This window comes from Limimaricola sp. G21655-S1, from assembly GCF_027213785.1.
Lineage (GTDB): Bacteria > Pseudomonadota > Alphaproteobacteria > Rhodobacterales > Rhodobacteraceae > Limimaricola.
In genome coordinates this window covers 26,151-41,161 of sequence record NZ_JAPWGO010000010.1, presented here as the reverse complement: position 1 = coordinate 41,161, position 15,011 = coordinate 26,151, and the positions used below count along the sequence as shown (strand labels likewise).

The window sequence follows — 15,011 nt, the reverse complement described above, 5'->3', positions numbered from 1 at the left end:
CCTGTCTTAATTCCGACGTTTGGACAGGACATTGGCAGCCAAGGCCTCGAGCGCAAGTCGCAATTCCGTGTCCCCGACACCCTCGGCGGTCTTTGCCGCCTGTGCCCGCACCTCGGGATCCGGCGCGCGCGGCGCCGCCTTGGGGGCGGGAGCGAAGGCCGCCTGGCCATCGGCGAATCCCGTCGGCGCGGTCTGGGTGATCCGCACCTTGGAGATGGCGCGGTAGCCGTAGCAGGCATTGACCCGCTCGCGGATCGTCTCGGCCTGCATCGACAGCATCGGCGCCTGCGCGCCGGTGGTCAGAAGCGTCAGCGTCGCGCCCAGACCGTCGCGGCCATAGCCGATCTTCACCGGCTGCGCGATCCGCGCCGTGTCCTCGCCGACGATCTCGGCCCAATGGGTCAGAAGCCGCGTGACGGCAAAGCCGCGCGCCTCGGAGGCGCCGCGGATGCGCGACTGCAACAGGCCCGAGGCCTGCGCAAATCCGCGTGTGGTGGAGGCGCGTCGCTGTTTCATGACAGCCCCCATCCTACTAGATCGGGCGGGGGCCGGACCAGAGGGGATGCGCGTGACCGAGACCGAAATGACCGAGGCGCTGCGCGACTGGTACGACCGCCACGCCCGGACCATGCCATGGCGCACCGGGCCGGCCGAAAAGCTGGCGGGCGCGCGTCCCGACCCCTACAGCGTCTGGCTGTCCGAGGTGATGCTGCAGCAGACCACAGTGGCCGCGGTGAAGAAGTACCACGACCGCTTCGTCGCGCTGTGGCCGAGCGTGGCCGATCTCGCGGCGGCCGAGGATTCGGAGGTGATGGCCGAATGGGCCGGGCTCGGCTACTACGCCCGGGCCCGCAACCTCCTGAAATGCGCCCGCGCCGTGGTGGCCGATCACGGTGGCCGGTTTCCCGACACGCATGACGCGTTGATCGCGCTTCCGGGCATCGGCCCCTATACCGCCGCCGCCATCGCCGCGATCGCCTTCGACCGGCCCGAGACGGTGGTGGACGGCAATGTGGAGCGGGTCATGTCACGGCTCTTCGACGTCGCCACGCCCTTGCCCGCCGCCAAGCCCGAGCTCACCGTCCATGCCGCCCGGCTGACGCCGCGCGACCGCCCCGGCGATCACGCGCAGGCGGTGATGGATCTCGGCGCGACGATCTGCACGCCCCGCAACCCCGCCTGCGGCATCTGCCCGCTGCGCGAGCCCTGCCTCGCGAGGCAGCGCGGCACGCAGGGCGAACGCCCGGTGAAGGCGCCGAAGAAGGCCAAACCGCAACGCCGCGGCTATGCCTATGTCGGGCGGCGCGCCGACGGCGCCTGGCTCATGGAAACCCGGCCCGACAAGGGGCTTCTGGGGGGCATGCTGGGCTTTCCCGGATCGGACTGGACGCAGGCGCCCGAGCCCGCGCCGCCGGCCGCAGCCGATTGGCGCGAGGCGGGCGAGGCCGTGCACGTCTTTACCCATTTCGCGCTGACCCTGACCGTGATGGTGGCGGAACTGCCGCCCACCAATCCCGAACGCGGGCATTTCGTGGCAGCCGAGGCGTTCCGCCCCGGCGCCCTGCCGACGCTGATGCGCAAGGTGCACGACGTGGCGACGCCGCATCTCGCCGTTGAGCGGCCCGGAGCGGCGGGCTAGGCTCTCGCGCATGACCACGCTGCCGGCGCCGCGCGCCCCGATCCTGTCCGCCCTGCCCTTTTGGGTGTCGCTGCTGACCCTGCCCCTCGCGGCCATTGCCGCGCATATGGGGGGCTGGTGGGTGCTGCTGCTGCCCGCCTTCGCCTGGCTCTTGTTCGACATCCTCGACCTCGTCGGCGGGCTCGACCGCTCGAACCCCGACCCCGAAACGCCCGAGAGCGCGCTGTTCTGGCACCGGCTGCTCACCATGATCTGGGGCCCCGCGCAGGCGGTCATGACCTTCGGCCTCGTCTTCTATGCCAGTCGCGCAGGCCATCTCGGGACATGGGAGAAGATCGGGCTCTTCGTGGGACAGGGCGTGATCTCGGGCGCGGTCGGCATCGTCTATGCGCATGAACTCCTGCACCAGCGCGACCGGCTGGAGCGATGGCTGGGCGACATCCTGCTCGCCATGGTGCTCTGGTCGCCGTTCCGCTCGCATCATCTGCGGGTGCATCACCTGCATGTCGGCACACCCGCCGATGTGGTGACGGCACGCTACAACGAGGGCTTCCATCGGCACTTCTTCCGGGTGCTGTGGCGGATGCCGCGCGATGCCTGGCGCGCCGAGGCGCGGCTCCTGGCGCGCAAGGGGCTCAGCATGCGCAGCGCCAAGAACCCGTTCTGGCGCTACGCCGCGCTGCAGGCGGGGATGCTGGGGCTGGCGCTGGCCCTGGGCGGCATCGAGGGGCTCGTGCTGTTCGCGTTGCAGGCCTTCGTCGCGATCTGGCAGCTGGAGCTGGTGAACTACATCGAGCATTACGGGCTGACGCGAAAGCATCTCGGGGAGGGGCGCTACGACCATGTGCAGCCGCGCCATTCCTGGAACGCCGAGCACCGCGCCTCGAACCGGCTGCTGATCAACCTGCAGCGCCATTCGGACCACCACTACAAGCCCGACCGCCGCTATCCGCTGCTACAGACCTACCCCGAGGACGAGGCGCCGCAGCTGCCGCAGGGCTACCCGATCATGGGGGTGGCGGCGCTGATCCCGCCCGTCTGGCGGCGCATGATGAACCCGCGCGTGCGCGCCTGGCGCAGGCGCTTCTACCCGGAGGTCACCGATTGGGGACCGTACAAGCGGGGCGAGCTGCCGCGGCCGCGCGGCGCCTAGTCGCCGGCCATCTCCGCGCGCACCTGCTGACGCAGCAGGTCGATCGGCACCGTCGCGCCGTCGCGCTTGAAGTGCCAATAGGTCCAGCCGTTGCAGGACGGCGCGCCCTCGAGCTGGGCCCCGACCTGGTGGATCGAGCCCTTGGCCTCGGAACAGACCAGCGTGCCGTCGGCGCGCACCCGGGCGCGGTGACGGCCGTTGAGGCTGTGCAGCACCTCGCCCGGCCGCAGCATGCCGCGCTCGACCAGAACGCCGAAGGCGACGCGCGGCTCGGCCCGCTTCGAGGTCGAGACCTGAAGCGCATCCGAATCGTAGGGGCGAACCTGCGCGATCCGGGCCTCGGCGACGCGGCGATAATCGGCCTCGCGCTCGATGCCGATGAAATCGCGGCCCATCGCCTTGGCCACGGCGCCGGTGGTGCCGGTGCCGAAGAACGGATCGAGGATCACGTCGCCGGGGTTGGTGGTGCCGAGAATCACCCGATGCAGCAGCGATTCGGGCTTTTGCGTCGGATGCGCCTTCTGGCCGTTCTCGTCCTTGAGCCGCTCGCCCCCGGTGCAGATCGGCAGCACCCAATCCGAGCGCATCTGCACCCCTTCGTTCAACGCCTTCAGCGCCTCGTAATTGAAGGTGTATTTCGCGCCCTCGGATTTCGAGGCCCAGATCAGCGTCTCATGCGCGTTGGTCAGCCGCTTGCCGCGGAAGTTCGGCATCGGGTTCGACTTGCGCCAGACCACGTCGTTGAGAATCCAGAACCCCTGGTTCTGAAGCTCGGCGCCCAGGCGGAACACGTTGTGATAGCTGCCGATCACCCAGATCGCGCCCTCGGGCTTGAGCACGCGGCGCGCCTGTTTCAGCCAGGCGCGGGTGAAGGCATCGTAGGTCTTGAAGCTGGCGAAGCTGTCCCAGGCATCATCCACCGCATCGACGCGGGAATTGTCCGGGCGCATCAGTTCGCCCCTGAGTTGCAGGTTGTAGGGCGGGTCCGCGAAGACCAGATCGACGCTCGCATCCGGCAGCTTCTTCATCTGCGCGACGCAGTCGCCGGCCAAAACGCTGTTCAGGGGGAGCGTGGCCGCCCCCCGGCTTGTCGTCTTCGTGGTCATGGAAACGCCTCTGATCCGCGGCGGTGGCCCGCTTCGTGCTTGTGGATAAATATGAGTCAGAGGTGAGTCGGTGTCAAAATCTTTTTCGAATCAGTCGGTTGCGATTGCGGGTTGATACAAGATGTTGTGGATGGGTTTGAAGCCACGCCTATGATGAGGCGTCACCCCCAGATCCAGTAGCGCTGCCATGTGCTGGGCCGTCCCATAGCCGGAATTCCGCTCCCAGCCATAGCCCGGATGACGCTGGGCCAGCTCCGCCATGATCCGGTCGCGCGCCACCTTGGCAACGATCGAGGCGGCGGCGATCGACAGAGACCGCGCATCGCCGCCCACCATGGTTTCGCTGGGGTAGTCCAAGCCGCGCGGTACCATGTTGCCGTCGACGAGCACGTGGCAGGGCGGTGCCGAAAGGCCGGCCACGGCACGAACCATCGCCAGATGCGAGGCGCGCAAGATGTTGTGGCTCTCGATTTCCTCGACGCTGGCATGGGCGATCGAAACCTCGGCCACCGCCGCGATCTCGGCGGCCAAAGCGAGACGGCGGCGCGCGGTGAGCCGCTTCGAATCGTCGAGCCCGTCCGGAATGCGCTCGGGATCGAGAATCACCGCGGCGGCGGTGACCGGGCCGGCGAGCGGGCCGCGGCCCACCTCGTCGACGCCGCAGATGCGGACGAGCCCGCGGGTGCGGGCGGTGGTTTCTGCTGTGAAATCGGGTGGCATGCGGGGGTTCTGGCGCGACGACGACCGGCGATCAAGAGCCGTGTCGGGGAAAACAGGGGCGGGGCATGAGGACACCGCCGCCCCCCACTCGTCACCAGGGTCACCGGGGAAAAATGATTAGGGGGTGGAAGCCAGGCTTCCACCCCCGGGGGCGATGCGGCAACTGGGGCAAGAGCCGCATCTCTGCTCGACCGTTTTACCGGACGGCAATTCTGTAGCCGCGATCGCGCAGGCACTGCGTATCGTAGCCGGAGGTGATCCGGCCCTCCTCGCGGCCGGTCACGGCGCAATCGAGCGGGAAACTGCGGGCCAGCACCGGGTAATCGTCGAGGCAGTCGCCATCGACCAGGGAGGCGGATTCGAAGCCGCTCTGCTGCCGGCGCAGGCAGGCGAAGGGAATCTCTCCCGTGGCGACCGGGGTGGTCGTCTCGGGCAGGGTCTGCGCAGAGGTCGTGGCCGGCTTCCAGTCGCGCAGGAGATCCGGGGTCACCTCGTCGCGCGGTATCGGCGGCAGCGCCTCGGGTGCCGGGGCCACCGGGCTTCCTTGCGCTTCGAGCCGGGCGTGTGCCTCGGCGCGGCGCCGCTCTTCGGCGGCGCGGGCGATCTCGGCCAACCGGGCCTCCTCGGCCTGGCGCACGATCTCGGCGCGGCGGGCTTCGGTTTCGGCGCGCTCGCGTTCGGCCGCCAAGGCCTCCTCGCGCGCGGCTGCCTCGGCGCGGGCCTGCGCCTCGGCTTGGGCCCGGGCCTCGGCCTGCGGATCGCTCAGGTCGAGCCCGAACTCGCGCGCGATCGCCTCGATCCCGGTGCCGGCGCCCTGCCCGGCGATGATCGCGCTCAGGGCGCCCAGCGCCGCGCGGGTGCGGGCATCGGACTCGCTTTCGCGCTCTTCTTCCTCTTCGCGGCGCTCCAGCTCGCGCTTCAGGCGCTTCTCGGCTTCCTTGCGCTCTTCCTTCGCGGCCTTGCGGGCCTCCTTGCGCTTCTCCTTGGCCTCCTTCTCGGCGGCCTTGGCCTTTTTCTCGGCGCGCTCCTTGTCCTTGTCGCGCTGCTGCTTGGCGGCGGCACCGATCACGCCGAGCGCCACCAGCCCGCCGATCAGCCGGCCCATGCTCGCATTGTCGTCCTGCGCCATGACCGGCGCGGGGGCGAGGCCGGACAGCCCGAGCGATAGCGAAAGCGTTGCGGCGATGAGGCGTCGTGCCATGTCGGTCTCCGTCATGCGGCTCCCGGCGGAGCGAATACCCTGCTGCCGGCCGATCGTGCGGGGCCGGGGGGAGGCAGGTCTTGTGAGGCAAAGTTGGCCCGATTGCTCCGTCAGGCAATAACGCGGCGTCCCGCGGGGCGCGTTATTGAATAGCGCCGGGCCGCGCCGCATGGTGAAGCCCATGAAAACCCTCGCCCTCACCCTCTCGTTCATCGTCGTCGGCGCCGCATCGGCGCAGGCGGCCTGTTACGCCGATTACAAGGCCAAGCGCGACGATCCGCTCAGGCTGCATTACGGCGTTGCCGAAATCTCCTCGCCATGCGACCAACCCGACGCCGCCGCGGACGAACTGCGCCCGCGGCTCGGCTCGGATGGTTGGAAGCTCCTTGCCATCGTGAGCCTGTTCGGCGACGAGGGTCTGGAGAAAAGGCGGGACAGTGCAGGCGATTACTTCCTCCGCTACTGAGGCGCGACAAGCAGGCAACAAGATCGTCACCGCGGGACTCGCGGCGATCGCACTGTTGCTGATCGGCGCGGCGATCCTGCTCTTCGTAAACCTGCCCGACGCCAACGCCTTTAACGCCCGGGTCGAACGGCTCTTCGTCGAGAATGACGACCTGACCGCGCAGGCCGAGATCAAGCTCCTGGAGATCCTCGCGCAGTCGGGCACCGCCTTTTCGGAGGTGCTGTCGAGCTACCGCTTCGTGATCTTCGTGCTGCTGACCTTCGCGATGGCGATGCTGGTGGCGGCAGTGGCGTTCCTGCTGATGCTGATCCAGCTCAACCGCCGCATGGGCCGGATCGAGCGCAAGGGCATCGAGGTGAACAGCCTCGTCATCAGCCGCGACCAGAACGCGGTGCATCTCAACGATTTCGAGTTCAAGCTGACACCGGCGGCGATCGAGACGCTATCGGTGCTGGCCGAGGCGCGGATGGATGACGAGGTGCTCTCGGGTTCGGAGATCGAGGCGGTGATCTCGGGCCGCTCCGCCGCCGATTGCGACGAGGCCGCCGGAGCCACGCGGATCAAGCGGCTGCGCGACACGCTGGGCAACCAGCTGGTGAGCGAGCTTCTGGTGAAGAACATCGCCAAGCGCGGCTACGTGCTGGCGATCGACAAATCGGTGATCCGGATGCAGTGAGGCCGGGCCCGGCTCCTCGGTCCTGCCTCAGTCGCGCATCAGTCTCGCGTATTCCGCCTCGGGCGCGCCGTAGCAGCCGCCGACCATCTCTTCGAGCCCACGACGGTTCAGGATGCGGATCTGCCCGCGCGTGGCACGCACCAGCCCCTGCCCTTCGAGAATGTGCAGCGACACGGTGACGCCGGCGCGGCGCACGCCGAGCATGATCGACAGGAAATCATGCGTCAGCATCACCTCGTCCCCGTCGATCCGGTCGTGACACATCAGCAACCAGCGCGCGAGCCTGGCATCGAGCTTGAGCTTGGCGTTGGCCAGCGCGGTATGCGCGGTCTGCACCGACAGCGTATGGCAGTAATGCAGCAGCCGCTCGCGCAGCGGCTCCTGCTCGAGCGCGTCGCGCAGCCGGTCCGCTTCGAGCCGGTAGCCGGTCCCGGCGATCTGCACCGTGGTCTGATGCGGCGACCGGTCGGTGCCCATCACCACCATGGTGCCCGACATGCCCTCGCGGCCAACCAGCCCCGCCTCGATCTGGGCGTTGCCCTCGCCGTTCATCGCCACGATGGAGATGACGCCGCCCGTCGGGAAATAGATGTGCTCGACCGGTTCGTTGGGCTGCTCGATCACGAGCCCCTGCGGCAGGCTGACGGGTTCGAGATGGGCGAACATGAGGTCGGCAAGCGCTGCGGGCATCCGGGCCAGCAGCTGGTTGCCTTCACCCCGTGTACCTTGTTCCTCGACCTTCATCGGCGCCTTCTCGTCGCGGGCGGTCGCACGACGTTCGTCGCAGCCCCGGCGGATGCATCCCGTATTCGTCCTTGCAACCGCAGTACTGTGCTACTGCGCCATAATAATAAACGCCAGTAACCCAAGAGGTTCCGTGCGGAGCCGCACAAAGTTCGAACATCGTATCGGTCCATGGTGACCCCGGCAGGACTCGAACCTGCAACCTATCCCTTAGGAGGGGATTGCTCTATCCAGTTGAGCCACGGGGCCACGGTCCCTTCCATGCCCGGCTTTGCCGGGCCCGTCAACGTCGCTTGGACAAGCCCGGCGCCGCATCCTATAGCTCGTTCCGTTCTCCCCCACCGGACCCGTTGCCATGACCATTCCGCCCCGCCGCCCCCTCACGCTCCGCGACGTCTCGGAGGCGTCAGGCGTGAGCGAAATGACCGTGAGCCGGGTCCTGCGCAACAAGGGCGATGTCAGCGAGGCGACCCGCACCAAGGTGCGCGCCGCCGCCAAGAAGCTCGGTTACGTGCCGAACCGGATCGCCGGATCGCTGGCGTCGAGCCGGGTCAATCTGGTCGCGGTGATCATCCCGAGCTTGGGCAACATGGTCTTTCCCGAGGTTCTGTCCGGCATCTCCGAGACGCTGGCCGGAACCGGGCTGCAGCCGGTGGTGGGGGTGACGGATTACCTGCCCGACACCGAGGAGCGGGTGCTGTTCGAGATGCTGTCCTGGCGGCCCTCTGGGGTGATCATCGCCGGGCTGGAGCACACCGAGGCGAGCCGGGCGATGCTGATGCGCGCCGAGATCCCGGTGGTCGAGATCATGGATACCGACGGCGCGCCGATCGACGCCTGCGTCGGCATCAGCCACCGGCGGGCCGGGCGCGAGATGGCCGAGGCGATCCTGCGCGAGGGCTATCGTCGGATCGGCTTTCTCGGCACCAAGATGCCGGCCGACCACCGGGCCCGCAAACGCTTCGAAGGTTTCACCCGCCATCTCGCCCGCGCCGGCATAGAGATCGCCGACCAGGAATTCTATTCCGGCGGCTCGGCGCTCAAGAAGGGCCGCGAGATGACCGAGTCGCTGCTCACCCGCACGCCGGATCTCGATTTCCTGTATTTCTCCAACGACATGATCGGCGCGGGCGGGCTGCTGTGGCTGCTCGAACAGGGCATCGACATCCCCGGACAGATCGGTCTCGCCGGGTTCAACGGCGTCGAGCTTCTCGACGGGCTGCCGCGTCAACTGGCCACCATGGATGCCTGCCGCCGCGAGATCGGTCGCGAGGCGGCGCGGATCATCGCGGCGCGCTGCGCCAACCCGTCCGAGGGCGGTGCCGAGCGGGTCGAACTGACGCCGCTTATCGCCCGGGGCGACACGCTGCGGCGACACTGAAAGCCCCCTTGGACCAAAAACAGACGTACGAATCGGCACTTATGTGCAGTTCGGCCGATCTTTGCTTCGCATAGGCCGCGATTCGGCATAGCCTGTTTTCCACAGGCCGCTTCCGGGAATGAGCGGCCCGGACGGGGGAGTGGTTTGCCGTGACCAAGATGCCGCTGCAGTTGTCGGCGCGCGAAGTCGACATGTTCATCGGATTTCTCGATGACGGCTTCTGCACCTGCGAGATGATCACCGACAGCGAGGGTCAGCCGGTCGATTACAGGTTCCTCCAGATGAATCAGCAATTCGAGGAGATGACCGGCCTCTATGGCGCCAAGGGGCGCACCGCGCTGGAAATGGTGCCGAACCTCGAACCGTTCTGGATCGAGACCTATGGCCGGATCGCCCTGAACGGTGAGTCGCGGCGCTTCCAGCAGGGCTCGCTCGCCATGGGACGCTATTTCGACGTCTACGCCGCGCCGATCGAGCCGCATGGGCGTTTCGCGATCCAGTTCAGGGACATCACCGAAACCAAGCGTATCGAGGCGGAGCGTGAAGCGGCGCTGGCCGAGGCGCAGCAATTGCTGGCCGAGTTGAACCACCGGGTGATGAACAGCCTTGGTACGATCTCCTCAATCATCTCGATGGAATCGCGGGCCCGCGCCGAAGGCGAGGGGCGCGAGGCGCTGCGCCGGATCAGGGCCCGGGTGCAGGCCGTGGCCAGCCTGTATCGCCGGCTCAATGCCTCGGGCTCGATCGACACGGTCTGTTCGCGCGACTACCTCGACAAGATCGTGGAAGGGCTGTCCGAATCCATCGGCAGCGACAGCGTCCTGCTCGAACCCCGGATCGCGCCGATGAAGCTCTCGACCCGGATCGCGGTGCCGCTGGGGCTGATCGTCAACGAGCTGGTGACGAACAGCCTCAAATACGCCTTCGCACCGGGCGGGACCGGCAAGGTCGTCGTGGCGCTCGAAGAGCTGCCGGATAAACGATTGCAACTCACGGTCGAGGACGACGGCTGCGGGCTTGGCGCGGATCGGCGTTCGGATAGCGGCATCGGTCAGCAACTCGTGCATGCCTTCGCCACGCAACTCGGCACCACCCCGGTGATCGAGAGCGGCCCCGGCGGTACCACGGTGACATTGCGGTTCGACGGCTGAAACCGGCCGGGTTTCGACGAAGCGCGCTGCAATGCGGCATGACGCGGATTGACCGAAGAGCGGAGCCGCACATCGGAAAGGCACGATGCCGCGGTTGGGGAAGGCATGCGCTCCCGCCCCGTCCGCGATCGATGATCCTGGAGTGATCAGTGGTGAGCCGTGCAGGATTCGAACCTGCGACCCACTGATTAAAAGTCAGTTGCTCTACCAACTGAGCTAACGGCCCACTGGGCGGCTAACTACGGTTAGTGGCCGGGGGGGTCAACCGCAAAAATACGCTTTTTCTGGATAAAGTTCGCGGGCTTTGCTATGGGCCCCGCCATGCAGGACAACAGCCCCCTCCCCGGCCTGCCGTTCATGAAGATGCACGGCCTCGGCAATGATTTCGTCGTCATCGACGCGCGCCGAGAGGTGCCGGAGATGTCGCCCGATCTTGCGCGCGCCATTGCCGACCGCCATCGCGGCGTCGGTTTCGATCAGCTGGCGACGATCCATGCGAGCGCCGATGCCGACCTGCATCTCGTCTTCTGGAACGCCGATGGTTCGCGTTCGGCGGCCTGCGGCAACGCCACGCGCTGCATCGCGGCATGGGAAATGGCGCGCAGCGGCAAACCCGCGCTCGACCTCACCACCGAGCGCGGCCGCCTCGCCGCCCGTGACGCCGGCGACGGGCTGGTCGCGGTGAACATGGGACAGCCGCAGCTCGATTGGCACGAGATCCCGCTGGCACGGGAGACGGATACGCTGGAGCTGCCGATCGAAGGCGCGCCCACCGCCACCGGCATGGGCAATCCCCATTGCAGCTTCTTCGTCGCGGATGCCGAGGCGATCGATCTCGACAGTTTCGGCCCGGCGCATGAGCATCACCCGCTGTTCCCCGAGCGCACCAACGTGCAGGTGGCGCAGGTCACCGGCCCCGACCGGATCCGCATGCGGGTCTGGGAGCGCGGCGCCGGGCTGACGCTGGCCTCGGGCTCGTCCTCCTGCGCCGTGGCCGTCGCGGCCGCGCGACGCGGACTTACCTCGCGCGCCGTCACCATCGATCTCGACGGCGGCACGCTTCACATCGACTGGCGCGAGGACGGGGTCTGGATGACCGGCCCGACCGCGCATGTCTTCGACGGAGTCTGGAGGCTCTGATGGACCGCCCCGAATCTTCCAAGGCACCGATCTTCGCCACCATGGGCTGCCGCCTCAACGCCTACGAGACCGAAGCGATGAAGGATCTCGCCGCGCGCGCCGGGGTCGAGGATGCGGTGGTGGTCAACACCTGCGCCGTCACCGCCGAGGCGGTGCGCAAGGCCGGGCAGGAAATCCGCCGCCTGCGGCGCGAGAACCCGACGGCGAAGATCATCGTCACCGGCTGCGCCGCGCAGACCGATCCCAAGCGCTTTTCCGACATGGAAGAGGTCGATCTGGTCATCGGCAACACCGAGAAGATGCAGCCCGAAACCTGGAAAGGCATGGCGCCCGACCTGATCGGCGCGACCGAGCCGGTGCAGGTCGACGACATCATGAGCGTGACCGAAACCGCCGGCCACCTGATCGACGGCTTCGGCAGCCGTTCGCGCGCCTATGTGCAGGTGCAGAACGGCTGCGATCACCGCTGCACCTTCTGCATCATCCCCTTTGGTCGGGGCAATTCCCGATCGGTCCCGGCGGGCGTGGTGGTCGAACAGATCAGGCGGCTGGTGGATCGCGGCTACGAGGAGGTGGTGCTGACCGGTGTCGACCTGACCTCCTGGGGCGCCGACCTGCCCGCGCAGCCGAAGCTGGGCGATCTGGTGATGCGCATCCTCAAGTTGGTGCCGGATCTGAAACGGCTGCGCATCTCCTCGATCGATTCGATCGAGGTCGACGAGAATCTGATGCAGGCAATCGCCACCGAGCCACGATTGATGCCGCATCTGCACCTGTCGCTGCAGCACGGCGACGACCTGATCCTCAAGCGGATGAAGCGGCGCCACCTGCGCGACGACGCGATCCGCTTTGCCGAAGAGGCGCGCCGGCTGCGGCCCGACATGACCTTCGGCGCCGACATCATCGCGGGCTTTCCGACCGAGACCGAGGCGATGTTCGAGAACTCGCTGAAGCTGGTCGAGGAGTGCGACCTGACCTGGCTGCACGTGTTTCCTTATTCGCCCCGCCCGGGCACCCCGGCGGCGCGGATGCCGCAGGTGAACGGCCGGGCGATCAAGGCGCGCGCGGCGCGGCTGCGCGCCAAAGGTGATCTGGCGGCGCAGGCGCATCTGGCCGCGCAGGTCGGCAGAACCCACCGCGTGCTGATGGAAAGCCCGCGCATGGGCCGGACCGAGCATTTCGCCGAGGTGGATTTTGCCAGCGACCAGCCGGAAGGGCGCATCGTCGAAGCCACGATCACCGGGGTGTCCGGCACTCGCCTCACCGCCTGAGCGGCGAGCCTGGTTCGTCTTCTCGCAGATACGCGGATCTCTTCCGCCTTCGACCGGTGCGCATGCCGCGAGGGGGTGCCATGCGTATTTGAGGAAAGATGAACCATGGGGCGCGCGCTCCCGGTCGGCCTTGCGCCCGGCGGGCGCCGCTGCTTGACTGCGCGGGCCAACCGGAGCGTTCCACATGAAACTTCTCACCTCCCCCGCCTCGCCCTTCGCGCGCAAGGTCCGCGTCGTCCTGCACGAGACCGGGCAGGCCGAACAGGTCACCGAGATCGCCGCCGCGACCGATCCTCTCGGCGATCCGGTCGATGTGATCCATGCCAATCCGCTGGGCAAGATTCCCGCGCTGGTGCGCGATGACGGGCCCGCGCTCTATGACAGTCGGGTCATCACCCGCTATCTCGATGCCCGCGCCGAGGGGCGGCTCTACCCCGAGCGTCGGATCTGGGAGGTGCTGACGCTCGAGGCGACGGCGGACGGCATCATGGACGCGGCGCTCGCGATGGTGCTGGAGGCCCGCGTCCGGCCCGAGGGCCAACGCTCCGAGAAATGGGTCGCCGGGCAATGGCGCAAGATCGAGCGCGCGCTCGACGCGATCGAGGCGCGCTGGATCAGCCATCTCGAAGGTCAGGTCGACATGGGCCAGATCGCCGTGGCCTGCGCGCTGGGCTATCTCGACCTGCGCCATGCCGCGCGCGACTGGCGCGCCGGGCGCCCGCAGCTCGCCGCCTGGGCCGAGCGCTTCGCCACCCGCGAGAGCATGATCGCCACCGCCCCGCCCGCCGCCTGAGGCGGGCGCCGGCCGGGTCGTATCAGAAGTTGAAGCTGACGCCGAGGTTGAGCGCGTTGGTCACGATGTCGGATTCCAGCGTGCCGCCGCCGACCAGGTCGGCCTCGTTCTGGGAATAGGTGCCCTTGTACTCGCCGAACACCGAGACCCGGTCGCTGAACTCGTAGCTCGCCCCGGCCATCAGCGCCACCGCCGGACCGGTGATCTGGTATTCGTCGGTACGGCCTTCGCCGTCATCATATTCGACCCGCGGCGCCGCGATGCCGAGACCGCCGCCGACATAGGGCGTCAGCCCGTAGGCGGCATCGGGAAAGCGGCGATAGGCGTTGAGTGTCAGGATGTTCAGCCCGTCGGTGAATTCCAGCGTCTCGAGCCCCTGCTCGGCGAGGGTGTCATCGTCGGCATAGACCTTGGTGTGGTTCAGATCGACGCCGAAGCCGAGATTGTCCTCGCGCCACCAGGTCGCGCGCAGGCCGTAATAGGGCGGCGCGTCGAAGGAGTTGCCGTCCCAGCCGGCGGTGAAGTCGCGGTCGTTGGCGGTACCGGGCCGATCGACGTCGACGCCCGAATGCGGCGCGCCCTGGACACCGCCATAGAAACTCAACTCGACCTCGGCATTGGCCAGGGCGGGGGCGAGGATCAGGAGCAGCGGCGCGGCAAGGCGGAACATCGGATACGGCTTTCGGACAGGCGGTGGCGGAGGAGCGGAATCGGGAATAGCGATGCGCCATTATCACCCGGATTTGGGATCTGCGGAGTCAAACCGCAACGTAACGGCAATTCACATCGGCGTTGTCGCTTTCGCGCAACGCGACGCGTGTCTTCCCGCCCCTTGTCGGGGCGGATCACACGGCATAGCTGCCTCCGGCTGCGCGGTATTGTCCGCTGGACGGGCGCGGGATTGATGGCTAAACAGCGCGAAAACGCCAAGCGGGTCACGGCCCGCGGTCTTTTGCCGTCCGGGCGATGCCGCCCCAGCCATACCGGAGATCCACCCCCGTGTCACACGCAGACGATCATCAGGGCACCCGCCGCGATTTTCTCTACTATGCCACCGCCGGGGCGGGCGCCGTCGTCGCCGGTGCCGCGGTCTGGCCGCTGGTCAACCAGATGAACCCCTCGGCCGATGTCCTGGCCCTGGCTTCGATCCGGGTCGACGTCTCAGGCGTCCAGCCGGGCACCCAGCTGACCGTGCTGTGGCAGGGCAAGCCGGTGTTCATCCGCGCCCGCACCGAGGCGGAGATCGCCGCCGCGCGCGAGGTCGATGTCGACTCGCTGCCCGACCCCGTTGCCGGCAACGAGAACCTCGCCGGTGCCGCGCCCGCGACCGATGAGAACCGCGCCCTCGACGAGACCGGCACCTGGCTCGTGCAGATGGGTGTCTGCACCCATCTGGGCTGCGTGCCGCTGGGCGAACAGGGCGATTTCGGCGGCTGGTTCTGCCCGTGCCACGGCTCGCACTACGACACCGCCGGGCGCATCCGCAAAGGGCCCGCGCCGAAGAACCTGCCCATCCCCGTCGCCGAATTCGTCGACGAGACGACCATCAAGCTCGGCTGAGGAGACCTCT

Annotated in this window: 16 protein-coding genes and 2 tRNA genes; 10 read left to right on the top strand and 8 right to left on the bottom strand. The window is 67.8% G+C overall.

The features are described from left to right. Nucleotides 1-6: 6 nt before the first annotated feature. Nucleotides 7-516: a DUF721 domain-containing protein gene (locus tag O4G76_RS11425; protein ID WP_269397445.1), complete on the bottom strand. Its 510-nt coding sequence runs from the start codon at nt 514-516 to the stop codon at nt 7-9. Between the two features lie 46 nt (nt 517-562). Here O4G76_RS11425 and mutY point away from each other — a divergent pair, with 46 nt between their 5' ends. Further along, complete coding sequence (gene mutY / locus O4G76_RS11420; protein ID WP_269397532.1) at nt 563-1,639, top strand: A/G-specific adenine glycosylase; 1,077 nt, start codon at nt 563-565, stop codon at nt 1,637-1,639. Nucleotides 1,640-1,649: 10 nt separating this feature from the next. Then, on the top strand, nt 1,650-2,792 hold the full coding sequence (locus O4G76_RS11415) for an alkane 1-monooxygenase (RefSeq protein WP_269397444.1): 1,143 nt from the start codon (nt 1,650-1,652) through the stop codon (nt 2,790-2,792). Here the strand turns inward: O4G76_RS11415 and O4G76_RS11410 are convergent. The 3 genes from O4G76_RS11410 to O4G76_RS11400 form a co-directional block, all read right to left on the bottom strand. Then, nucleotides 2,789-3,898: a site-specific DNA-methyltransferase gene (locus tag O4G76_RS11410; RefSeq protein WP_085895348.1), complete on the bottom strand. Its 1,110-nt coding sequence runs from the start codon at nt 3,896-3,898 to the stop codon at nt 2,789-2,791. The genes O4G76_RS11415 and O4G76_RS11410 overlap by 4 nt on opposite strands. Nucleotides 3,899-3,988: 90 nt before the next feature. After that, nucleotides 3,989-4,618, bottom strand: a complete 630-nt coding sequence (locus O4G76_RS11405) for a ribonuclease HII (protein WP_269397443.1) — start codon at nt 4,616-4,618, stop codon at nt 3,989-3,991. A 196-nt stretch (nt 4,619-4,814) separates the two neighbouring features. Continuing rightward, nucleotides 4,815-5,819: a hypothetical protein gene (locus O4G76_RS11400; protein WP_269397442.1), complete on the bottom strand. Its 1,005-nt coding sequence runs from the start codon at nt 5,817-5,819 to the stop codon at nt 4,815-4,817. 181 nt (nt 5,820-6,000) lie between these two features. On the opposite strand from O4G76_RS11400, the gene O4G76_RS11395 reads away from it, so the two are divergent. Then, nucleotides 6,001-6,285, top strand: a complete 285-nt coding sequence (locus tag O4G76_RS11395; RefSeq protein ID WP_085895345.1) for a hypothetical protein — start codon at nt 6,001-6,003, stop codon at nt 6,283-6,285. Beyond that, complete coding sequence (locus tag O4G76_RS11390; protein WP_269397441.1) at nt 6,257-6,961, top strand: hypothetical protein; 705 nt, start codon at nt 6,257-6,259, stop codon at nt 6,959-6,961. The genes O4G76_RS11395 and O4G76_RS11390 overlap by 29 nt, the downstream gene beginning before the upstream one ends. A gap of 27 nt (nt 6,962-6,988) precedes the next feature. Here the strand turns inward: O4G76_RS11390 and O4G76_RS11385 are convergent, their stop codons facing one another. Beyond that, a complete protein-coding gene (locus O4G76_RS11385; RefSeq protein ID WP_269397440.1) occupies nt 6,989-7,705 on the bottom strand; it encodes a Crp/Fnr family transcriptional regulator in 717 nt (238 codons plus the stop codon). A 172-nt stretch (nt 7,706-7,877) separates the two neighbouring features. Continuing rightward, nucleotides 7,878-7,954, bottom strand: a tRNA-Arg gene (locus O4G76_RS11380). 106 nt (nt 7,955-8,060) lie between these two features. Here O4G76_RS11380 and O4G76_RS11375 point away from each other — a divergent pair. Beyond that, complete coding sequence (locus O4G76_RS11375) at nt 8,061-9,086, top strand: LacI family DNA-binding transcriptional regulator (protein WP_269397439.1); 1,026 nt, start codon at nt 8,061-8,063, stop codon at nt 9,084-9,086. Between the two features lie 158 nt (nt 9,087-9,244). Beyond that, on the top strand, nt 9,245-10,237 hold the full coding sequence (locus O4G76_RS11370; RefSeq protein ID WP_269397531.1) for a histidine kinase dimerization/phosphoacceptor domain -containing protein: 993 nt from the start codon (nt 9,245-9,247) through the stop codon (nt 10,235-10,237). 150 nt (nt 10,238-10,387) lie between these two features. Here the strand turns inward: O4G76_RS11370 and O4G76_RS11365 are convergent. Next, nucleotides 10,388-10,463, bottom strand: a tRNA-Lys gene (locus O4G76_RS11365). 95 nt (nt 10,464-10,558) lie between these two features. Here O4G76_RS11365 and dapF point away from each other — a divergent pair. The 3 genes from dapF to O4G76_RS11350 all read left to right on the top strand — a co-directional run bounded on the left by dapF (nt 10,559) and on the right by O4G76_RS11350 (nt 13,441). Then, nucleotides 10,559-11,377, top strand: coding sequence for a diaminopimelate epimerase (dapF, locus tag O4G76_RS11360; RefSeq protein ID WP_269397438.1), 819 nt, complete (start codon nt 10,559-10,561; stop codon nt 11,375-11,377). Continuing rightward, nucleotides 11,377-12,648, top strand: a complete 1,272-nt coding sequence (mtaB, locus tag O4G76_RS11355) for a tRNA (N(6)-L-threonylcarbamoyladenosine(37)-C(2))-methylthiotransferase MtaB (protein WP_269397437.1) — start codon at nt 11,377-11,379, stop codon at nt 12,646-12,648. Before dapF ends, mtaB begins: the two co-directional genes overlap by 1 nt. Before the next feature lie 184 nt (nt 12,649-12,832). Beyond that, entirely contained in the window at nt 12,833-13,441 is a 609-nt protein-coding gene (locus O4G76_RS11350) for a glutathione S-transferase N-terminal domain-containing protein (RefSeq protein ID WP_269397436.1), read from the top strand. A 22-nt stretch (nt 13,442-13,463) separates the two neighbouring features. On the opposite strand, the gene O4G76_RS11345 is transcribed toward O4G76_RS11350, so the two are convergent. Beyond that, on the bottom strand, nt 13,464-14,111 hold the full coding sequence (locus O4G76_RS11345) for an outer membrane protein (RefSeq protein ID WP_085895338.1): 648 nt from the start codon (nt 14,109-14,111) through the stop codon (nt 13,464-13,466). A 329-nt stretch (nt 14,112-14,440) separates the two neighbouring features. Here O4G76_RS11345 and petA point away from each other — a divergent pair, with 329 nt between their 5' ends. Continuing rightward, nucleotides 14,441-15,001: a ubiquinol-cytochrome c reductase iron-sulfur subunit gene (gene petA, locus O4G76_RS11340; protein WP_085895337.1), complete on the top strand. Its 561-nt coding sequence runs from the start codon at nt 14,441-14,443 to the stop codon at nt 14,999-15,001. Nucleotides 15,002-15,011 lie beyond the last annotated feature (10 nt).